This is a genomic window from Caulobacter segnis ATCC 21756 (assembly GCF_000092285.1).
Taxonomy (GTDB): Bacteria; Pseudomonadota; Alphaproteobacteria; order Caulobacterales; family Caulobacteraceae; genus Caulobacter; species Caulobacter segnis.
This window is the reverse complement of sequence record NC_014100.1, coordinates 4,008,319-4,027,669: the sequence shown is the minus strand read 5'-3', so window position 1 is coordinate 4,027,669 and position 19,351 is coordinate 4,008,319. Positions and strand designations below refer to the sequence as shown.

23 protein-coding genes are annotated in these 19,351 nt (G+C 68.3%); 8 read left to right on the top strand and 15 right to left on the bottom strand.

The window, feature by feature from the left end; genetic code table 11:
- Positions 1 to 88: 88 nt before the first annotated feature.
- From CSEG_RS18440 to CSEG_RS18430, 3 genes are read right to left on the bottom strand one after another with little or no spacing between them, the layout of a single operon-like run.
- The gene (locus tag CSEG_RS18440) at positions 89 to 1,045 is read right to left on the bottom strand and encodes a bifunctional riboflavin kinase/FAD synthetase (protein ID WP_013080745.1); all 957 of its coding nucleotides are present in this window, start codon (positions 1,043 to 1,045) and stop codon (positions 89 to 91) included.
- Positions 1,045 to 1,491, bottom strand: a complete 447-nt coding sequence (locus CSEG_RS18435) for a MaoC family dehydratase (RefSeq protein WP_193852726.1) — start codon at positions 1,489 to 1,491, stop codon at positions 1,045 to 1,047. Before CSEG_RS18435 ends, CSEG_RS18440 begins: the two co-directional genes overlap by 1 nt.
- A 36-nt stretch (positions 1,492 to 1,527) precedes the next feature.
- The gene (locus CSEG_RS18430; RefSeq protein ID WP_013080743.1) at positions 1,528 to 2,388 is read right to left on the bottom strand and encodes a TIGR01459 family HAD-type hydrolase; all 861 of its coding nucleotides are present in this window, start codon (positions 2,386 to 2,388) and stop codon (positions 1,528 to 1,530) included.
- 144 nt (positions 2,389 to 2,532) lie between these two features.
- On the opposite strand from CSEG_RS18430, the gene CSEG_RS18425 reads away from it, so the two are divergent.
- Positions 2,533 to 3,099, top strand: coding sequence for an NnrU family protein (locus CSEG_RS18425; RefSeq protein ID WP_013080742.1), 567 nt, complete (start codon positions 2,533 to 2,535; stop codon positions 3,097 to 3,099).
- Between the two features lie 150 nt (positions 3,100 to 3,249).
- Here CSEG_RS18425 and CSEG_RS18420 read toward each other — a convergent pair whose 3' ends face one another.
- From CSEG_RS18420 to tipF, 3 genes are all read right to left on the bottom strand, one after another.
- Positions 3,250 to 3,936, bottom strand: coding sequence for a 2OG-Fe(II) oxygenase (locus tag CSEG_RS18420; protein WP_013080741.1), 687 nt, complete (start codon positions 3,934 to 3,936; stop codon positions 3,250 to 3,252).
- Positions 3,933 to 4,163: an Ada metal-binding domain-containing protein gene (locus CSEG_RS22925; protein ID WP_013080740.1), complete on the bottom strand. Its 231-nt coding sequence runs from the start codon at positions 4,161 to 4,163 to the stop codon at positions 3,933 to 3,935. Before CSEG_RS22925 ends, CSEG_RS18420 begins: the two co-directional genes overlap by 4 nt.
- Before the next feature lie 120 nt (positions 4,164 to 4,283).
- Positions 4,284 to 5,552, bottom strand: a complete 1,269-nt coding sequence (gene tipF / locus CSEG_RS18410) for a flagella assembly cyclic-di-GMP phosphodiesterase TipF (protein ID WP_041538752.1) — start codon at positions 5,550 to 5,552, stop codon at positions 4,284 to 4,286.
- A gap of 188 nt (positions 5,553 to 5,740) precedes the next feature.
- Between tipF and CSEG_RS18405 the strand changes: the two genes are divergently transcribed.
- Positions 5,741 to 6,106 (top strand): FeoA family protein, encoded by a 366-nt coding sequence (locus tag CSEG_RS18405; protein ID WP_013080738.1) that lies wholly within the window; start codon positions 5,741 to 5,743, stop codon positions 6,104 to 6,106.
- Between the two features lie 4 nt (positions 6,107 to 6,110).
- Positions 6,111 to 8,030, top strand: a complete 1,920-nt coding sequence (gene feoB, locus CSEG_RS18400; protein WP_013080737.1) for a ferrous iron transport protein B — start codon at positions 6,111 to 6,113, stop codon at positions 8,028 to 8,030.
- A gap of 4 nt (positions 8,031 to 8,034) precedes the next feature.
- Here the strand turns inward: feoB and CSEG_RS18395 are convergent, their stop codons facing one another.
- From CSEG_RS18395 to CSEG_RS18380, 4 genes are all read right to left on the bottom strand, one after another.
- A complete protein-coding gene (locus tag CSEG_RS18395) occupies positions 8,035 to 9,060 on the bottom strand; it encodes a helix-turn-helix domain-containing protein (protein ID WP_013080736.1) in 1,026 nt (341 codons plus the stop codon).
- Between the two features lie 304 nt (positions 9,061 to 9,364).
- Positions 9,365 to 10,243 carry a 3-hydroxybutyryl-CoA dehydrogenase gene (locus tag CSEG_RS18390; RefSeq protein ID WP_013080735.1) on the bottom strand — a complete coding sequence of 293 codons (879 nt, stop codon included), beginning with the start codon at positions 10,241 to 10,243 and terminating at the stop codon, positions 9,365 to 9,367.
- 134 nt (positions 10,244 to 10,377) lie between these two features.
- On the bottom strand, positions 10,378 to 11,418 hold the full coding sequence (locus CSEG_RS18385; RefSeq protein ID WP_013080734.1) for a lysine-2,3-aminomutase-like protein: 1,041 nt from the start codon (positions 11,416 to 11,418) through the stop codon (positions 10,378 to 10,380).
- 53 nt (positions 11,419 to 11,471) lie between these two features.
- Positions 11,472 to 12,353: a LysR substrate-binding domain-containing protein gene (locus CSEG_RS18380; RefSeq protein WP_013080733.1), complete on the bottom strand. Its 882-nt coding sequence runs from the start codon at positions 12,351 to 12,353 to the stop codon at positions 11,472 to 11,474.
- A gap of 77 nt (positions 12,354 to 12,430) precedes the next feature.
- On the opposite strand from CSEG_RS18380, the gene CSEG_RS18375 reads away from it, so the two are divergent.
- Positions 12,431 to 12,610, top strand: coding sequence for a hypothetical protein (locus CSEG_RS18375; protein ID WP_041538369.1), 180 nt, complete (start codon positions 12,431 to 12,433; stop codon positions 12,608 to 12,610).
- A gap of 76 nt (positions 12,611 to 12,686) precedes the next feature.
- Here CSEG_RS18375 and CSEG_RS18370 read toward each other — a convergent pair whose 3' ends face one another.
- Entirely contained in the window at positions 12,687 to 13,628 is a 942-nt protein-coding gene (locus CSEG_RS18370) for an electron transfer flavoprotein subunit alpha/FixB family protein (protein ID WP_013080731.1), read from the bottom strand.
- Positions 13,628 to 14,374 (bottom strand): electron transfer flavoprotein subunit beta/FixA family protein, encoded by a 747-nt coding sequence (locus tag CSEG_RS18365; RefSeq protein WP_013080730.1) that lies wholly within the window; start codon positions 14,372 to 14,374, stop codon positions 13,628 to 13,630. Before CSEG_RS18365 ends, CSEG_RS18370 begins: the two co-directional genes overlap by 1 nt.
- Before the next feature lie 208 nt (positions 14,375 to 14,582).
- On the opposite strand from CSEG_RS18365, the gene CSEG_RS18360 reads away from it, so the two are divergent.
- A complete protein-coding gene (locus tag CSEG_RS18360) occupies positions 14,583 to 14,849 on the top strand; it encodes a hypothetical protein (RefSeq protein WP_013080729.1) in 267 nt (88 codons plus the stop codon).
- Between the two features lie 6 nt (positions 14,850 to 14,855).
- Here CSEG_RS18360 and CSEG_RS18355 read toward each other — a convergent pair whose 3' ends face one another.
- Positions 14,856 to 15,434: a cob(I)yrinic acid a,c-diamide adenosyltransferase gene (locus tag CSEG_RS18355; protein WP_013080728.1), complete on the bottom strand. Its 579-nt coding sequence runs from the start codon at positions 15,432 to 15,434 to the stop codon at positions 14,856 to 14,858.
- Positions 15,435 to 15,482: 48 nt separating this feature from the next.
- Positions 15,483 to 15,686 (bottom strand): twin transmembrane helix small protein, encoded by a 204-nt coding sequence (locus tag CSEG_RS18350; RefSeq protein WP_082769664.1) that lies wholly within the window; start codon positions 15,684 to 15,686, stop codon positions 15,483 to 15,485.
- Between the two features lie 317 nt (positions 15,687 to 16,003).
- On the opposite strand from CSEG_RS18350, the gene CSEG_RS18345 reads away from it, so the two are divergent.
- The 3 genes from CSEG_RS18345 (at position 16,004) to CSEG_RS18335 (ending at position 17,681) form a co-directional block, all read left to right on the top strand.
- The gene (locus tag CSEG_RS18345) at positions 16,004 to 16,234 is read left to right on the top strand and encodes a hypothetical protein (RefSeq protein WP_013080726.1); all 231 of its coding nucleotides are present in this window, start codon (positions 16,004 to 16,006) and stop codon (positions 16,232 to 16,234) included.
- On the top strand, positions 16,231 to 16,878 hold the full coding sequence (locus tag CSEG_RS18340; RefSeq protein ID WP_013080725.1) for a TetR/AcrR family transcriptional regulator: 648 nt from the start codon (positions 16,231 to 16,233) through the stop codon (positions 16,876 to 16,878). The genes CSEG_RS18345 and CSEG_RS18340 overlap by 4 nt, the downstream gene beginning before the upstream one ends.
- 194 nt (positions 16,879 to 17,072) lie before the next feature.
- Positions 17,073 to 17,681: a TetR/AcrR family transcriptional regulator gene (locus CSEG_RS18335; protein WP_013080724.1), complete on the top strand. Its 609-nt coding sequence runs from the start codon at positions 17,073 to 17,075 to the stop codon at positions 17,679 to 17,681.
- A gap of 9 nt (positions 17,682 to 17,690) precedes the next feature.
- Here CSEG_RS18335 and CSEG_RS18330 read toward each other — a convergent pair whose 3' ends face one another.
- A complete protein-coding gene (locus tag CSEG_RS18330; protein WP_013080723.1) occupies positions 17,691 to 19,313 on the bottom strand; it encodes a serine hydrolase in 1,623 nt (540 codons plus the stop codon).
- Positions 19,314 to 19,351 lie beyond the last annotated feature (38 nt).

Sequence of the window (19,351 nt, the reverse complement as noted above, 5' to 3'; positions counted from 1 at the left end):
GGGGCGAGCTGGAAGTCGGCCGAGTTAGCCCCCTCCGGCCCTCTGGGCCACCTCCCCCGCGTTGCGGGGGAGGAACTGGCGCGTCGTCCTAAAACGCCGGCGCGACGATCGCCCGCGCCTGCTGCTCATCCCGATGGATCTGCTCGATCATCAGGTCCAGGCTGTCGAACTTCAGCTCGGGCCGCAGGAAGGCGATCAGGTCGGTCTCGATGATCTGGCCGTAAAGGTCCTCGTCGAAGTCGAACAGCCAGGTCTCCAGCCGTGTCTCGACGATGCCGGTGGTCGGGTTGTTGCCGAGATTGGCCACGCCGGGGACTTCGCGGCCGTCGGGCAGGCGCGTGCGGGTGGCGTAGACGCCGAGCCTGGGGACCACATAGTCCTCGACCTCGACATTGGCGGTGGGGAAGCCCAGCTGGCGGCCCAGCTGCTGGCCGCGGCGGACCACGCCCTCGATCGCGAACGGCCGGCCCAGGATGCGGGCGGCCTGCTCCGGGTGGCCGTCGCGCAGGGCGTCGCGGACGCCGGTCGAGGAGAACTTCTCGCCGTCGCCGCCCTCCTTGGAAGTATCGGCCACCGGCTCGGCCACCGAGACGGTGAAGCCGTACTCGTCGCCATAGGCTTTCATCAGCTCGGCGCTGCCCGAGCGGCCGCGGCCGAACGAGATGTCGAAGCCGACCGCCACGTGTTTCACGCCCAGGCCCTCGACCAGCACCTTCTCGACGAATTCGCGGTCGCCGAAGCTGGCCATCTCGAAGTCGAACGGCAGCAGGTAGAAGACATCGACGCCCAGCCCGGCCAGCGCGCGGGCCTGCTGGCCGTGGGTCATCAGCTTGAAGGCCGGTTCGCTGGGACGGAACAGACGGCGCGGATGCGGGTCGAAGCTGACCACGCCCAGCGGAGTCTGGCCGGCCAGGGCGGCCTTCGCGGCCTGGGCGATCACCTGCTGGTGGCCGCGATGGACGCCGTCGAAATTGCCAAGGGCGACCGACGCGCCGCGCGCTTCCGGCGGCAGGTCTTTCCAGGCTTGGATCGTCTTCAGGAGCATCAGGCGGCCTTGCGAGGGACCATGACCACGGCCTCGCCGTCGACCACCGGCTTGCCGTTGACCAGGCAGACCGTGGCGAGGGTGACGCGGGCCTTGGCCTCGTCGATTTCAGTGACGGTGGCGCGAGCGGTGACGCTGTCGCCGATCTTGACCGGCCGCTTGAAGCGCAGCGCCTGGGACAGGTAGATCGCGCCGGGGCCGGGCAGGGTGGTGCCCAGCACCGCCGAGATGTAGCCGGCCGACAGCATGCCGTGGGCGATGCGCTCGCCGAAGCTGGTCTTGGCCGCGTAGTCGGCGTCCAGGTGGACGGGGTTGTTGTCGCCGGTCACCTCGGCGAAGGCCTCGATGTCGGCCTCGCCGACGACGCGGACCAGTTCGGCCGATCGGCCAACGCTCAGCTCTTCGAGAAACTTACCCTGCACGACGCTTTCCCCTCGGGTTCTTATTGTGCGTTGCACACAGCATAGCGTTCCGAAACCCGATCACCAGACCAGATCGCCGACGGCGTGGGTCGCCCCGACCTGTTCGGCCTCGAGCAGGGCCAGCACCGCATCCGGGTTCAGCTTGCCGTCCGGGCCGATCGCCTTCTCGCCGTGGATGCCCTTGGCGATGAACAGGCAGGCCAGCTTCTGGTCGTGGGCGCCCTTGACGTCGGTGATGACGCCGTCGCCGACGCAGAGCACGCGATCGCGGTCGACGGGGCGGCCCAGCAGGCGCTCGGCCTCGGCCAGGGCCAGGTCGTAGATCGCGCCATAGGGCTTGCCGGCCATCACGACCTTGCCGCCCAGACTCTCATAAAGGTCGGCCAGGGCGCCGGCGCAGAAGATCAGCCTGTCGCCGCGCTGCACGACGCGGTCGGGATTGGCGCAGATGAAGAGGAGGCCCCGGTCGGCGGCGACCTTCAGGCGGTCGCGATAGTCCTCGGGGACTTCTTTCTCGTCCTCGTAGAGGCCGGTGCAGGAGATGAAGTCGGCGTCCTCGCAGCCGGCGGCCGTCAGGTCGATGCCGTCATAAAGGACGTCGTCCCGAGCGGGTCCGACCTTCCAGACCTTGCCGGGCGCGTTGGCCTTCAGCAGTGCCCGCGTCGCGTCGCCCGAGGTGACGAAGCCGCTCCAGGCCGAGCGCGGCACGCTCAGGCTGTCCAGCTGCGCGACCACGTCGGCCGACGGGCGCGGCGAGTTGGAGATCAGCACCACCGGGCCTTTCTCCTGACCCCACTTGGTCAGGGCCTCGCAGGCCTCGGGGAAGCTGGCGACGCCGTTGTGGATCACGCCCCAGACGTCGCACAGCACCACGTCGTAGCGGTCGGAAAGGGCCGAAAGGCCGGGGGGGAAATCCATCATGCTGCGGCGGTACCGGTCGGAAGGCGGGGCGTCAATGTCGCGGGCCTTAGCTGTTCGCGCGCACGCCTCAATTCAAGACCACGCCGTCAAGCTTCCGAAGACCGGCGTTCCATGACTATCCTCCCGCAACCTTGGGAGGGGCCGATGACGATATTGATCCTGGGTCTTGTCGTGTTTCTGGGGGTCCATTCGGTGCGGATCGTGGCGGCGCCGCTGCGAGACGGTCAGATCGCCGCCAACGAGAAGCGCTGGAAGGGGCTCTACGCGCTGATCGCGGGCCTGGGCTTCGTGCTGATCATCCTGGGCTGGATCGCCGCCCGGCCGACGGCGCCGCAGGTCTACGACCCGCCGACCTGGGGCCGGCACGCGGCCATGGGCCTGGTCTGGATCGCCTTCGTTCTGCTGGCCGGCTCGAACGGGCCGGTGGGGCGGATCAAGGCCACGGTGCGCCACCCGATGCTGCTGGGAACCATCGCCTGGGCCGGCGGCCACCTGCTGGCCAACGGCGACCAGGCGTCGGTGATCCTGTTCGGCGCCTTCCTGGCCTGGGCGATCCTCGACCTGATCTCGGCGCTCAATCGCAAGGAGCCGGCGCCGGTGGTGACGAAGCCGATAGCCGACCTGATCGCGCTGGTGGCCGGGACGGTGCTGTACGCGGTGTTCGTGCTGGGTCTGCACCGGCTGTTGTTCGGCGTCTCGCCGACGGGGTGAGGGGCGGAGCGCCCCTTCCGTCACGGCGCTTCGCGCCGCGCCACCTCCCCCGTTTCACGGTGAGGAGGAAGCCGCTCATCCTCCCCCGCATGCGGGGGAGGTGGGTCGCCGCGAACACGCGGCGAGACGGAGGGGGCGCTTCTTCTTCCTTCACGTCGCGTCGTGGAAGATCACGCCCAGCGTTCGTCTCCGCCCCGACCGCACCTCGCTGACCCCGTGCCGCAGCATCCGGCGATGCACGCCGCGCGTCCCGCTGGCCGGCCGTTCGCGGACGGCGAAGATCACCCCCTCGCCCTGGCGCAGCGGCGCGACCTGGGGCGCCGACTGCTGGCGCGGGCGCTGCTCGACGATCACGAACTCGCCGCCTTCGAAGTCGCGGCCCGGCTCGTCCAGCAGGAACGCCGCCTGCAGCGGGAAGACGTGCTCGCCGTAGAGGTCCTGGTGCAGGCAGTTGTAGTCGCCGGGGCCGTAGGTCAGCAGCAGCGGCGTCGGCCGGACCTGTCCCGCCGCGTGGCAACGGGCCAGCATGTCGTCGAGCGCCTCGGGAAAGCGCTGGTCCTGGCCCAGCCGCTCGGCCCAGCGATTGGCGATCTGCGCCAGCGGGCCGTAGAGGCCCTGCCGCAGGCGCTGAACGAGATCCGGCAGCGGATAGCTGAAGTACTTGTACTCGCCGCGCCCGAAGCCGTGGCGGGCCATCACCACTCGGCTTCGGAAACCCTCGTCACGCGGATAGAGGTCGGCGATCGCCGCACAGGTCTCGGGCCTCAGCAGCTGGCCGGTCAGGGCCCAGCCGCGGGCGTCCAGTTCGGCGCCGATGCGGGTCCAGTCGAGAGTCACGCGGCCTCGCGGTCGGGCTTGCAGCGCAGGCAGGCGCGGAAACCGGCGGCGCGGGCGGCCTCTCGGCTGTCGTGGAACGCGACGTTCTTGCGCAGCGGCCGACCGGCGCAGCTGGCGACGCAATAGACGCCGGTGGTGCGCACGGCGACGAAGAAGGCGCCGTCGGCGGCGCGGTCGCGCGCCTCCCAGGCGGCCCAGCGGGCGTCTTCGGTGTCGTAGAGGGACATGGTGGGCTCCTTTCGCGGGAGACCCTGCCGCCAACGCGGGGCGGCGTCATTCCGATGCTTGCGACGATCAGAAATCCGACCTCCCCGGCCCTCGCCGGGGAGGTCGGGAAATGGACGAGCCTACCAGCCCACGGCCCGGCGACGCGGAGCGCCGCGCATGAAGTCGGCCGGCGGTTCGGCCTCGGCCAGGATCGCGTCGCGGATGGCGCGCGGCTCGCCGAACAGGTTGCCTTGGCCATAGCCGATGTCGAGGTCGAGCATCTCGGCGACCTGCTTCTCGGCCTCGACCTTCTCGACGATGACCTCGATGCCGTAGCGGCGGGTCAGCGAGGCGAAGTCGGCGGCGTTGAGGTCGGGCAGCGAGGCGATGACCAGCTTGCCGTCCTGCTCCTCGAGCTCGTTCAGCATCATCTGGGCGGCGACCTTCAGATAGCGAACGTCGGCGCGGGCCAGGTCCTGGAAGTCGATATCGAGGTCGACGACCTTGTCGAGGCTGAAGCTGAAGCCCAGGCTGGCCAGGCGCGACATGTGGCGGGCCTCGACCGGGCCGCGACGCTCGAAGGCGTCCTGGCCCAGCTCGAAGATCACCGCGCCGGCCAAGTCCTTGTTCTCCTGCATGAACTCCAGGAACTGCGGGAAGAAGACCTCGTCGCCCAGGCTGGCCAGCGAGATGTTGCAGAAGATGCCGACCTTGCGGTCCTGCTTAGCCAGGCGGCGGACGATCTGCACGCAGCGGAACAGCAGCAGGTTGTCGATATTGGCCATCAGGCCTTCCGGCTCGGCGACGGCCAGGTATTCGGCGGGCATCATCACGCGGCCGCTCTCGTCGCGCAGGCGCGAGAAGCTCTCGTAGTAGACGGTGCGCCGCTGGGGCAGGTTGACGATCGGCTGCAGGTAGAGGTCGACGCGGTTATCGGCCAGGGCCTCCTGCACCATGCGCAGCAGGCGGTCGCCCTGCGGCGCGCGATCGGAGAGCGGACCGCGCGGCGCGGCGGCCGCCGCCGGCTGGCTCAGCTGGCGCTCCAGCCGGTCGTTCATCTTGTGGACGAGGTCTTCCAGGTGGCTGACTTCGCTGGACAGCGCCTCGGTGCGGCGTTGGGCGTCGGCGGCGACCACTTCCATCAGATCCGTGACGCGGGCGTCCACCTTCTCGACCTGGTCGAGCAGGATCGCGTGGGCTTCGCGGACGGTGTCGATGTCCATGCGCAGGGCCGCGCCCAGGAAGGTCTGAGCCAGCAGGCCGTGGAAGGCGAAGCACAGCCCCAGCATGCCGATAAAGGCCGAGACGCCGACGGCCGGAGTCGCGCCCATCCTCCAGAGGAAGAGGGAGACGATCAAGGCCAGACAAAGATAGGCCCCCGTCAGGAGCGCCAGCATAAGCTTACGCATCATTTCGCCCATACGAATCGATACGGATCATCAGACCGACCCGAACGCCAGAAGTCGAATAGATTAACGCCCCTGCGCCAAACGGTCCCAAGGATCCTTAACGGGGAGCATACACCCCCTCCGTATTATCGCTGAATCGACATTCGCGCGCTCGACTGATAATCGTTCGCAATCTTATCGGAGCGGTTATGTCCGAAGCGTTCGTCCTCTCTTCAGAATTCGAGCCCGCCGTCGTCGACGCGGCCGGCGTGCGCCCCTTGGCCGGGGCCGAGCCGGGCGATCGCGGCGTGATCGTCAAGGTCGCCGGCGTCTCCGGCGCGGAGGAAGCCGTGGTCGCCGAGGAGCTCGAGCGCCGCCTGCTGGAGATGGGCTTCGTCGAGGGCGCGACCATCGAGGTGCTGCACCAGGGCCTGTTCGGCCGCGACCCGATCGCGGTCCGCGTGGACGACACCCGCGTCGCCCTGCGCCGGCGTGAAGCCGGAGCCGTCTCTGTTTTGTTTGAAGGGGGCCGGCGTGAAGCCGGCGCCGTCTCGGTGAAGTTCGACGGACGCTAAGATCTTGACCCCTGACATCGGCGTCGCCGCCACCGCTACCGACACCCTCCGCAAGGCCGCGCCGCTGGAGCCCGCCCGGGTCGCCCTGGTCGGCAACCCCAACTCCGGCAAGACCGCGCTGTTCAACGCCCTGACCGGCAGCCGCCAGAAGGTCGCCAACTACGCCGGCGTCACCGTCGAGCGGAAGGAGGGCGTGCTGACCGCGCCGAGCGGCCGTCCGATGCGGGTGCTCGATCTGCCCGGCACCTACTCCCTGCGCGCCCGCAGCCCCGACGAGGCGGTGACCCGCGACGCGGTGTTGGGGCGACTGGCCGGCGAGGCCGCGCCCGAGGCGCTGATCTGCGTCGCCGACGCCACCAACCTGCGGCTGGTCCTGCGCCTGGTGCTGGAGCTGAAGCAGGTGGGGCGGCCGTTCGTGCTGGCCCTCAACATGTTCGACATCGCCCAGCGCCAGGGCCTGCGGATCGATCTCGAGCGCCTGTCCCAGGAACTGGACGCGCCGATCGTCACAACCGTGGCCACCCGCAAGCGCGGCCTGCCCGAACTGCTGGAGAAGGTCGAAGGCCTGGTCGCCGCCCAGAAGCCCGAGGCCGAAAGCGTCTGGCGCGAGCCGTCCGCGGCCGAGATCCGCGCCGCCCACGCCGAGGCCCAGCGCATCTTCAAGGCCTGCGTGAAGCCGCCCGAGCGGCCCGACACGGTGACGGGCAAGATCGACAGCGTGCTGCTGCACCCGGTGGCGGGTCTCGTGATCCTGCTGACCCTGTTGTTCGTGATGTTCCAGGCGGTGTTCACCTGGGCCACGCCGGCCATGGACGGCATCGACGCCGGGTTCGCGGCGGTGGTCGAGTGGACCAACAGCCATCTGCCGCAAGGCCTGCTGACCAGCTTCATCGCCGACGGCCTGATCGCCGGCGTCGGCAGCGTGCTCGTCTTCCTGCCGCAGATCCTGATCCTGTTCTTCTTCATCCTGATGCTGGAGGACAGCGGCTACATGGCCCGGGCCGCCTTCCTCATGGACCGCATCATGGGCGGCGCGGGCCTGCACGGGCGCGCCTTCATCCCGCTGCTGTCCAGCTTCGCCTGCGCCATTCCGGGGATCATGTCGACGCGGGTGATCGACAACCGGGAAGACCGGCTGACCACGATCCTAGTCGCGCCGTTGATGACCTGCTCGGCGCGCATCCCCGTCTACACCCTGATCATCGGCGCGTTCATTCCCCAGCACACCGTGGCGGGCTTCCTGTCGCTGCAGGGGCTGGTGATGTTCGGCCTGTACGCCAGCGGCATCGTCAGCGCGCTGCTGGTCTCGTTCATCATCCGGCGCGTGTTCTGGCGCGGCGCGGTCGAGCCCTTCATGATGGAGCTGCCGACCTATCGCTGGCCCGAGCCGCGCAACGTGGCGATGAACCTCTGGACCCGCGCCCGCATCTTCATGGCCCGCGCCGGACGCATCATCCTGCCGCTGATGGTGCTGGTCTGGGTGCTGTCGACCTTCCCCTATCCGCCCGAGGGCGCGACCCGTCCGGCCATCGACTACAGCATCGCCGGGCGCCTCGGTCAGTTCCTGGCGCCGCTGATGGCCCCGATCGGCTTCAACTGGCAGATGACCGTGGCCCTGATCCCGGGCATGGCCGCCCGCGAGGTCGCCGTGGCCGTGCTGGGCACCGTCTATGCGGTGAGCGGCGAGGACGGCGAGACGGGCGCCCTGTCGACCCTGCTGAAGAACCAGTGGTCGCTGGCCAGCGCGCTGTCGTTCCTGGCCTGGTACGTCTTCGCGCCGCAGTGCATGCCCACCCTGGGCGTGGTCAAGCGCGAGACCAACAGCTGGGTCTGGCCGACCGTGATGTTCGTCTACATGGTCAGCCTGGCCTATCTGGCCGCGTTCGTGACGTACCACATCGCCGTGGCCCTGGGCGCGGGCTAGCGCCTCAGAGCAATCCGCGCAGCCAGGCGAACACGTCGTCCGGCCGCTCGATCGCCGAGAGCCCCTCGCGGCGCGCGGGCTCGCCCAGCGTCCGCAAGCGGCCCGGCGTCATGCCGAACCGGGCGCGGAAGGCGCGGCTGAAGTGGGCGTCCGAGCGGAAGCCCAGGCGATAGCCGATCTCGGCCACGGTCTGCTGCTCGGCCCCGTCGCTAAGGATGTCGTCGAAGGCCTGGTCGAGACGGCGCGCCTGGATGAAGGCGCTGACCCCGCCGACCGGCTCGAACACCTTGTAGAGCAGGCTGCGCGACACGCCGAGGTGACGCCGCACCGCCTCCGGCGAAAGATCGGGCTCGGACAGGTTCTGCGCGACGAACCGCTGGGCGGTGGCCAGCAGCATCTTCTCCACCGGACGCACGTCGTCGCTGGCCGGCATGGCGTGAGCCAGGATCACCGCGGTGACCAGGGCGGCCGCGGCCTTGCCCGCCAGGGCCAGGTCGGTCGCGGACATCTCCGCCGCCGCCGCCCAGACCGCTCTGAGGTGCGAGTCCAGCAGGCGACCGCTGGGACTGCCCTCACTGGCCACGCAGCCGTGGAAGTCTAGTTCGGCGGCCTGGGGCTCCAGAGCGGCGCGCGACAGGATCAGGTGCACGGTCTCGTAAGTCTGAGTGACCATGTCGAAGGGGCGGGACATGTCGATCAGGCGGATCGCGCCCATGTCGCTGCTGGCCGGCCGACCGTCATAGTCTCCGCGCCAGCCTTCGGACTTGAGCTCGAGGACCGCCATGATCGAGTCCGAGGCGTCGGCGGCGATATGCGAGAGCTTGCGCTGGAACCGCTGCGGCACGCCCGAGCAATGCGCCAGCACCACCCCGGCCAGGTTGTAGCCTTCCATGTGGTTGTAGAAGGCCTCGTCGGGCGTCAGCAGGGTGATGTCGAACAGGTGGGCGCAGGCCTTGCGATACTCCTCCGCCGCGTCCGCGCGCTCGCGGGCGTCGAGAATCCAGAGATCGCGGCGCGCCGAGCCGCTCATTTCGCGTTACGCGGGAATCGTTTGCATGCGGGCCCGAATGGGGACGCCGGGGCAAGAGAACGTGGATATCTGGTCAATGACAACTTGGCCCTAGCGAGCGAGAAGAGGCGCGCTTTCGGGGCGCGCCGGTGGGGGAAATTGGCGAGCCGCGGAGTTTGGTCGCCAGTCCCCCCGCCAGGGCTCAGGCGACCTGGCTGGCGAGCCCCATCTCGCCGGCTTCGGGGGAGCGGAACGGTCTTGAATCGAAGAATTCGCGACGGTTCCGCTCTTCTTGGAGCGCGCCGGGAAGCGCGCCCGATCCCGACTAGCGGGTCGGAACCGGCGTCTCGCCGCGATAGTCGTAGAAGCCGCGACCGGTCTTCTTGCCCAGCCAGCCGGCCTCGACATACTTCACCAGCAGCGGGCAGGGACGGTACTTGCTGTCGGCCAGACCTTCGTGGAGCACGTTCATGATGCTCAGCACGGTGTCCAGGCCGATGAAGTCGCCCAGCTCCAGCGGGCCCATCGGATGGTTGGCGCCCAGCTTCATCGCCGTGTCGATGGCGTCGACCGTGCCGACCCCTTCGTACAGGGTGTAGATCGCCTCATTGATCATCGGCACCAGCACGCGGTTGACGATGAAGGCGGGGAAGTCTTCGGCGTTGCTGGTGATCTTGCCCAGCGACTTGGCGAAGGAGACGGCCGTCTCGTAGGTCGGCACGTCGGTGGCGATGCCGCGGATGATCTCCACCAGCTTCATCAACGGCACCGGATTCATGAAGTGCAGGCCGATGAAGCGTTCGGGGCGGTCGGTCGCCGACGCCAGTCGCGTGATCGAGATCGACGAGGTGTTCGAGGCCAGCAGCGTGTCGGGCTTCAGGTGCGGCTGCAGGCTGCGGAAGATCGACTTCTTGACCTCCTCGTTTTCGGTGGCCGCCTCGATGGCCAGATCGGTCGCGCCGACGTCCTCGAGCCCTTCGGCGGGCGAGATGCGGGCGAGAGCCGCCTGCATCGCGGCGTCGTCGATGATGCCCCGGCCGACTTGGCGGGTCATGTTCTTCTCGATGGTGGCGATGCCGGCGTCGATCCGCTCGCGCGAAACGTCGTGCAGCTTCACCCCGTAACCGGCGAGGGCGACGACATGCGCGATGCCCGCCCCCATCTGGCCGGCGCCGATCACGCCGACCGTCTTGATCTCACTCATGAACGCCAAGCCTTCGCTCGATATCGCGGCGGGCTTTCGCGCCCACGCCTTCGACTATGCCGACTTTTCTAGCACGAGAAACCACGGCGCCGCCAAGGCTTTGCTGCGTCGCAAACGAAGGGCGGCCATTCGCCTCAGTCGGCGGCCGGCGGATAGGCGTGCCGGCGTCCGTTCGGATCCTCGACCCCGCCCGCGGACAGATAGCTTGGCCCCACCGGCGCCTTGCCATGGCCGCCGGGGATGTCGAGCACATAGGTCGGCTGGGCCAAGCCCGACAGCGTCCCGCGCAGGGCGCGCATGATCGCCTGGCCGTCCTCGATCGTGGTGCGCAGGTGGGCGGTGCCGGGGGCGAGATCCCCATGGTGCAGGTAGTAGGGCTTGATCCGTGTCTCGACGAAGGCGCGCATCAGCGCCGACAGTGTCTCGGGATCGTCGTTGACGCCCTTCAGCAGCACGGTCTGGCTGACCATGGCGATTCCGGCGTCGACCAGGTGGGCGCAGGCCGCGCGGGCGGCCGGGGTCAGCTCGCGGGCGTGGTTGGCGTGCAGGGCGACATAGACGGCCTTGGTCGAGCGCTTCAGCGCCGCCACCAGGTCGTCGGTGACGAGGGCGGGATCGACGGCCGGCACGCGGGTGTGGAAGCGCACGACCTTGACGTGCTCGATCGCCTCCAGACGGTCGATCAGCGCCGCCAGACGGCGGGAGGACAGGACGAACGGGTCGCCGCCGGTGACGATCACCTCCCAGATCTGGGGCCGGGCGGCGATGTACGCGAAGGCCGCGTCCAGCTGAGCCGGCGTCAGGTTCGACAGGCCCTCGGGCCCGACCATCTCGCGGCGGAAGCAAAACCGGCAATAGACGGCGCAGGTGTGGGTGGGTTTCAGCAGCACGCGGTCGGGATAGCGATGGATGATTCCATCCACAGGGCTGTGGATAGAATCGCCGATCGGATCGCCGTCCTCGCCGGGGCTGGCGACCAGCTCCTCGGGCGCGGGGACGAACTGGCGGGCGATCGGGTCGTTCGGATCGGCGGTATCGATCAGTTCGGCCATGGCCGGCGTCACCGCCACCGCGTAGCGCGCCGCCACCGCCTCCAGCGCCGCAAGGCGCTCGGACGGTATCAGGCCGGCCTCGGCCAGGGACCGGACGTCGCGGAGGGTCTTTGCGGGGGACATGAGGCGCGGGGATATGCGGGATTTTCGCCGCCGGGGCAAATGCGGCGGCCGTCTCAGGCCTTCCGGTCGTCCTTCGTCGCCTCCAGGAACCAGTCCCGCAGCTTCAGGATGCGCGGCAGCTTGGGGTTCTCGGCGCGCCAGACGAAATTATGGCCGGTCTCGACGTCGATCGATCCCGGCAACGGGCGCACCAGCCGACCCGCGTCCATGTCACGCTGGGCGTAGCCGCCCCGCGCCAGCGCGAAGCCCAGGCCTTGGGCCGCGGCGTCCAGCATCATGGCCGAGCCGTCGAACCCCAGCGCCGGCCGAAGCTCCGGCGGCTCGATCCCCATGGCGCGGAACCACACCGACCAAGGCAGGTCCGTATGACGCAGCAGCGGCGCCGAAAGAAGATCCTCGGGACCTGCGATGGGGAAGCGAGCCAGCAGCGCGGGGCTGCAGACCGGAAAGATGCGCTCGTCCATCAACCGCACCGACTCCATGCCCGCCCAAGGGCCCACTCCGTAACGAAGGGCGACATCGACGCCGTCGGTGGCCAGGTCCGAAACGCGGTCCTCCACCCGGATGGTGAGGTCCAGCTCGTCCGTCTCGGCCGACAGCCGCGCCAGGCGGGGCGACAGCCAGCTGGTGGCGAAAGCCGGGCCGGCGGAAATCACGATCGGCCCGCTGGCCGCCCGGCGAGCGGTCTCGACGCCGCGACGCAAGGTGTCGATCGCCGCGCGGACCTGCTCGGCCAGGGCCGCCCCGGTGGGTGTCGGCTCCATCTGGTTGCCGCGCCGGGTGAACAGCTGGACTCCCAGCTCGTCCTCGAGCTTGCGGACCTGCTGGCTGACCGCGCCATGGGTCACGAACAGCTCATCCGCCGCTCGGCTATAGCTCCTGTGGCGGGCGGCGGCCTCCAGAGCGACCAGGGAGGAGAAGGGCGGAAGGCGCATCGTCGCCCATGAGGTTGTTAGTTAGGCTCACAAGCTCTCACAAATAGCATCGTTCGCAAAGCGGCCCCGGCGAAGGCATGTTCTCCCTCGCGGCGCCGCTCATCATCGTCCCAAGACCCATCGAGGACCGAACCATGAAGACCCTGCTGATCGCGGGCGCGCTGCTGCTCGCCCTGGCGTCCACCGCCGCGAGCCACTCGCCGAGCCTGTCCGACCCGCACGCCGCCTGGGCCAAGCCCATCGTCACCATCCGCTAGCGGCGTCGATGTCCGACGCACGAAAAAAGGCCCGGAGTCGCCTCCGGGCCTTCGTTCTGTGCGTTCGCGCGGCGGCTTACTTGCCGGCGGCGGTCAGGGCGTCCATCAGCTCCGGCACGGCCGTCTTGTAGTCGGCGACCAGGCCGAAGTCGGCCACCTGGAAGATCGGCGCGTCGGCGTCCTTGTTGATCGCCACGATCACCTTGGAGTCCTTCATGCCGGCCAGGTGCTGGATCGCGCCCGAAATGCCGATGGCGACATAGAGCTGCGGCGCCACGACCTTGCCCGTCTGGCCGACCTGGTAGTCGTTCGGGGCGTAGCCGGCGTCGACCGCGGCGCGCGAGGCGCCCACGGCGGCGCCCAGCTTGTCGGCCAGAGGCTCGATGACCCGCTGGAACTCTTCGGCCGAACCCATGGCGCGGCCGCCCGAGACGACGATCTTGGCCGCGGCCAGTTCCGGACGGTCGGACTTGACCATCTCTTCGCTGACGAAGCGGGTCTTGCCGGCGTCAGCGCCAGCGACGCTCTCCACCGAGGCCGAGCCGCCTTCCGCCGCCGCCGCGAAGGCGGTCGGACGGACGGTGATCACCTTCTTGGCGTCGCTGGACTGGATCGTCTCCAGCGCGTTGCCGGCGTAGATCGGGCGCGTGAAGGTGTCGGCGCTGACGACCTCGACGATGTCCGAGATCGGGGCGACGTCCAGCTTGGCGGCGACGCGCGGGGCGAAGTTCTTGCCGCCCGAGGTGGCCGGAACCAGGATCGCGTCGTAATTGCCGGCCAGCGCCAGAACGGCGTCGGCCTGGGCTTCGGCGATCCCGTGGCCCAGGGCGTCGGACTCGGCCAGCAGCACCTTGCGGACGCCGGCGATCTTGGCGGCGGCGTCGGCCACGGCCTTGGCGCCCTTGCCCAGGACCAGGACGTCGATGTCGCCCGAGATCTTCAGGGCGGCGGTAACGGTCTTGTGGGTCGCGTCGCGCAGGTGCGCGTTGTCGTTATCGGCGACGACGAGAACAGCCATTACAGCACCCCCGCGGTATTGAGCTTGGAGACCAGGTCAGCGGCCGTCTCGACCTTGACGCCCGCCGAGCGCTTGGCGGGCTCGGTGACCTTCAGGACCTTCAGGCGCGGCGCGACGTCGACGCCGTAGTCGGCGACCGTCTTGCTCGCGATTTCCTTCTTCTTGGCCTTCATGATGTTGGGCAGAGACGCATAGCGCGGCTCGTTCAGGCGCAGGTCGGCGGTGACCACGGCCGGCAGGTCGACGTCCAGGGTCTGGAGGCCGCCGTCGACTTCACGGGTGACCTTGGCGGTCGAGCCCGACACTTCGAGGGCCGAAGCGTAGGTGGCCTGCGGCCAGCCCAGCAGGGCCGACAGCATCTGGCCGACGGCGTTGTTGTCGCCGTCGATCGCCTGCTTGCCCATCACGACGAGGTTGGGGTTCTCCTCGGCGACCACGGCGGCCAGAAGCTTGGCCACGGCCAGCGGCTCGAGGTCGGCGTCCGAGGTGATCAGGATCCCGCGATCGCCGCCCATGGCGAGCGCCGTGCGGATCGTCTCCTGGGCTTGGGCGGGGCCGATGCTGACGATGACGACCTCGGTCGCCACGCCTTTTTCCTTGAGACGCACGGCTTCTTCGACCGCGATCTCGCAGAACGGATTCATCGACATCTTGACGTTGGCGAGGTCGACACCCGTCTGGTCCGCCTTCACGCGGGCCTTCACGTTGTAATCGATCACCCGCTTGACCGGGACTAGGACCTTCATCGGTTTTCACCGCCTCCAGGTTTTGCGTTTTCTCCTGCTTGCCAATCGACTTAGCGCTTGTGCGCCGCAATGCAAGTTTCCCTTGGCGTAAGCGTAATGCGTTATTGCTGCGCGGGTTCAAACGATCGTAGGCATTGCGCGCGCTCGTGTACGCGGGAGGGCGCGCGGCTCATTCCCTTAAGGACGGAAAGGCGCTAAGGGGCCGGCCATGAACAAGACCTTCACCCGCCTGAAGTACATCTTCCTGGGCCTGTTCCTGCTCTCCAGCGCCAGCGTCCTGGCCTATCACGGCCTGTGGGTCTGGCCGAAGCAGCGTTGCGAGGACCGCGGCGGCGCCTGGGCCGGCAAGTGGATGAAGTGCGCCACGGTCTATCCGATCGAGACCCTGACCCGCCGCCCGCCCAACACCCCGCCGATCAATGGCGAGGCGGCGGCCGCGCCGACGACGGCTCCGGCGGCCCAGCCCAAGAAATAGTCCGCCCTACCGCGTCGCGCCCGGCTTCCACAGCACGTCCGCCTTGCCCTTGTCGTTGGCCCAACGGGCCGCGACGAACAGCAGGTCCGACAGCCGGTTCAGGTACTTGATCGCGGGCGCTCCGACGATTTCGCCCTCTATGGTCATCAGCGCCACGCAGCTGCGCTCGGCGCGCCGGCAGACGGTGCGGGCCACATGCAGGGCGGCGGCGGCTGGCGAGCCGGCCGGCAGGACGAACGAGGTCAGCGGCGAGAGCTCGGCGTTCAGAAGATCGATCTCGCCCTCCAGCCGCTCGACCTGGCTGTCGAGGATGCGCAGCGGCTCCCATTCCGGCTTTTCGTGCTGCTCGGGCGTGGCGAGGTCGGCGCCCAGGTCAAAGAGGTCGTTCTGGACGCGCTCGAGGATGGCGTCGAGCACCGGATCGCCTGCGGTATGCTGTCGCGCCTGTCCGATCGCGGCGTTGGTCTCATCCACGCCGCCGTAGGCCTCGACCCGTTGCGAAGCCTTGCTGACCGGCGCTCCCGTCGCCAGGCGCGTCGAGCCGGCGTCGCCGGTGCGCGTGTAGATGCGGTTCAGCGTGACCATCCGTCGCGGACTCTCGTTCCCTGAGTGGCGTTATCTAGCGAGCGAGCCTCAAGCGCCCTTCCGCCACCAGAACGCGGCGGCGACCAGGACGATGATGGCGATGAACTGCAGGAGCACCCGCAGCCGCATCAGCTTGTTGGAGTACGAGCGCCCGAAGTCGCCCCCGCGGAACAGCGCGTAAAGGCCCGCGCCCAGGGCGATCAGCACCGCCAGAAGGGCGGCTGGGACGAGAAAGTCGAACAGGTGGGACATGGTCTCAGAATAAGGGCTCGCGACGCCGCGCGCCATAGCGGTGGTCGATCGCGTAAACCACCGTCTGTTGAATCTGTTCGGCGAACCCGTTCGGCGGGCAAAATGTCGCAGTGACGCAATGGTAACGTTCACATACCTAGGTTGAGCGCGTTTACTTACGCGTCTGGACACTGATTTCGCAGTTGCAAACGCGTTCTGCTGGCGTTAATGCCCGCGCTTCCTATTTAGTAGTCTGCGTTCGTTGAACACGATCAACCTCCCCCACCGCGGATCGTGCAACGCTTTCACTGACCCCAGCGGGGGTAGGAGATGACCGCATGGCTCAGAGCGCCCGCTCTGTGGACCTCGCCGAGTCTTCCGCTTTCGAGCGTGAAGAGGCCCTAGCCGAAGTTCGCCAGCTGATCACCGATCTGCGCGACGCCGCGCAGGACGGCCGCCAGCTGGCCCGCCGTTACGCCGACGTTCTTCAGAACGTCGTCGATGAATATTGCACCGAATTCGAGAAGCGGGCGGAAGCCGCTCTCGCCCGCCTGGAGGCCGCCGCATGAGCTTCGTATCCGTCAATATCGATCAGGGCCTCGAGGCCCCGGTGAAACTGACCCGCCGCGCGCTGGCCAAGCAGCGCACGCGCGAACGCGTCCTGGCCGCCGCGCGCCGCCTGTTCAGCGAGCGTGGCTATGAGGGCGCGACCATCCGTGACATCGCCCAGGCCGCTGGCATGTCGACCGGCGCCGTCTTCGCCAGCTTCGCCGACAAGTCGGAGCTGTTCGAAGAGATCCTGACCGCCGACCACGAAGTCATCCACGCCCAGATGAACCAGGCCGCCCGCACCGCCAAGACGGTGGACGAGGCGCTGATGGGTCTGTTCGGCGTCGCCTACAGCTTCCATGTCGAGCAATTGCCGCTGCTGCGCGCCAGCATCGCGGTCTCCTGGACCCGTTCGGAAGCCGCCGAGCGTCGCGCGCGCACCGAACTCAAGCATCTCTTCCAGTTGATCGACGAGGCGCTGCAGCGCGGCGTCGAGCAAAAGCAGCTCAAGGCCGATGTTGACGCCAAGCTCTTGGCGGAAATCATCTGGGACGTGTATCTCGCCAACTATCGTCGCGCGGTTTATGACGGTTGGTCGGTCGATGCTCTTCTGGAGCGTCTCTCGAATCAACTGAAGATCATTCTCGCGGGCGCTCGCGCCTAGGGCTCGCGGAAGCCGAAAACGGTAGCGTTTTCGGCCTCCGCAACGCTCTAAGTATTTGGGATAGAGCCAGGTTATTCCTTTGTGGTGTTTCCATCACAAAGGGGCGGACTCTAGCGATCGACGATCCCGTTCCGGGGGGGATGGGGCCGTCTTCGAAGTCAATCATGACGCTGGCGTGTTCGAGGGGGACGTGCGTGGGCGTAAGGGACGAACAGAAGGCCGCGACGCGCGAGAAGGTTCTCGACGCGGCGCGCGACCTGTTCAATGAGATCGGATACGACGAGACCACCATCCGCGCCATCGCGGAGCGGGCGGGGGTCTCGGTCGGCAGCGTGTTCACCACCTTCGCCTCCAAGGCGGAGGTGCTGAGTCATGTGATGGACCACAGACTGGGCGAACTCTACGCGGAGTTCGACCGGGTGGTCCCATTTCTGCGGGGCGGCACGGCGGACAAGCTGTGCTCGATCTTCGCCATCCACTACGCGTTCGAGACGCGGCGGGTGAAGCTGTTCCTGGCGCACATCGCCGCCTCGTACAATCCCAGCAACGATGTCGGCGTGACGCCGTACGGCCGCAATCCGCGCCTGACGGAGATGCTGCTCGACGTGCTGCGGGACGGCGTCCAGCGGGGCGAGGTGCGCGAGGATCTCGACCTGCCGCTGATCGTCGACACGCTGAAGGCGGCCTACGCCTGGAACTACCGCATGGCGGCCGCGGCGGGCGGCGAGCTGCCCGCCGAACGCATGTCGTCGGTCATGGACAAGCAGATCGCCATGATCGCCGAGGGCTGGAAGCCGCGCTGAAGCGGGTCCTCAAGACACCCTTGTCAGCCGCAGGTCCTGGTAGTCGTAGCTGAAGTCGGCCAGCGGCGAGACCGCCTTGACCAGGGCCGACACCACGCGGCCGTCCTTCAGGTCGAAGGTGAAGAAGGCGTCCTCCTGGGTGCGGTCGTCGAAGGTCGTCTTGAACATCTCGCCGTCGAACGGCTCGAGCTTGCCGCGCAGGGCGGGCGTCTTGTCGAATGAAACGTGCAGGCCCTTGGCCTTGCCGGCCTTCTTTCCGGGGGGGCGGGCGACGCTGATCGTCACCGTGCCGTACCAGGGATCGCGATAGACGCCCGCATAGGCCTCAAGCGGCAGGCTCGGCTTGGCGCCGCCGCTGGTCGGCGTGGTGGCCCTGGCGAGATCCTTCAGGGTCTGGGCTTCGGTCTCGGCCTGGACACGCTTGCTGGAGGCGATCCAGTCGTAGTCGGTGCGGCCCTGCAGGCGGTCGGGTCCGCCATAGCGCAAGGACCGCAGCACGGGCGTCTCCTCGGCGTTGGTCATGATCATGATCCCCGACTTCCGGCCAGGCAGCAGCCCCGTATAGGAGATGAAGCCGGCCAGGCCGCCCGTATGCCACAGCAGGCGCTCGCCGCGGTGGTCCTGCACGAACCAGCCCAGCCCATAGGCCTGCATGGAGGGACGCACCGGATTCTCGTCCGTGGGGCCCTCCGACCAGCTGGTGATGGTGTGCGGCCTCCACATCTCGCGCGCGGTCGGCTCGCTCCAGAGCCGTTTGCCGTTGGGCAGCATGCCCAGGCCCAGCTGGACGAGCATCCAGCGGGCGATGTCCTTCGGCGTCGAATTGGTCCCGCCGGCGGGCGCGGCCGCGTCGAAGCTGGCGTCGAACGGCAGCACGGTCTGGGGCCCCAGACCACGGGTCGGCGGACCCAGGCGCGCGTGCGGCGAAGCGCGGCGAGACCTGTCGACCAGCGCCGGGCTGGAAACGGTGCTGGTCATGCCCAGCGGATCGAAGATCCGCGTCTTGATCATCTCCTCCCAGCTCTTGCCGCTGACCGCCTCGATCACCGCCCCGGCGGCGACGTAGAGGACGTTGTCATAGGCGTAGCCGCCCCGGAACTGGCCGCCGATCGGCAGGTATTTGAGACCCGCGACGATGTCGGCGCGGGTGTGGGTCGGGGCGGGCCATAGCATCAGGTCGCCGGCCCCCAGGGTCAGGCCGCTGCGATGGACCAGGAGGTCGCGCACCGTCATCAGCTTGGTGACGATCGGATCGCTCATCGCGAAGTCGGGCAGGTGCTTGGTGACCGGATCGTCCCAGGCCAGGCGTCCTTCCTCGACCAGCATGCCGATCAGGGCGGCGGTCATGGCCTTGGTGTTCGAGGCGATGCCGAAGATCGTGTTCTCGTCGCAGCGGTCCTGGGTTCCCAGCGTCTTGACGCCATAGCCCTTGGCCAGGGTGACCTTGCCGTTCTCGACGACGGTGATCCCCAGGCCCGGCTGGTCGAAGGCGGCCATGACCTCCTGGGCGTAGCGGTCGACGGCGGCGGCGACGGCGCCGGTCTCCTGGGCAAGCGCCCGACTCCCGAACGCCGCCAGGCCCGTGGTCGCGAACGCCGAGACGAGGGCGGAGCGGCGGGTTGTGGTCAGCATGGGGCGTCCTCGGGAAGGGAGGCGCGAGGCTATGCTGA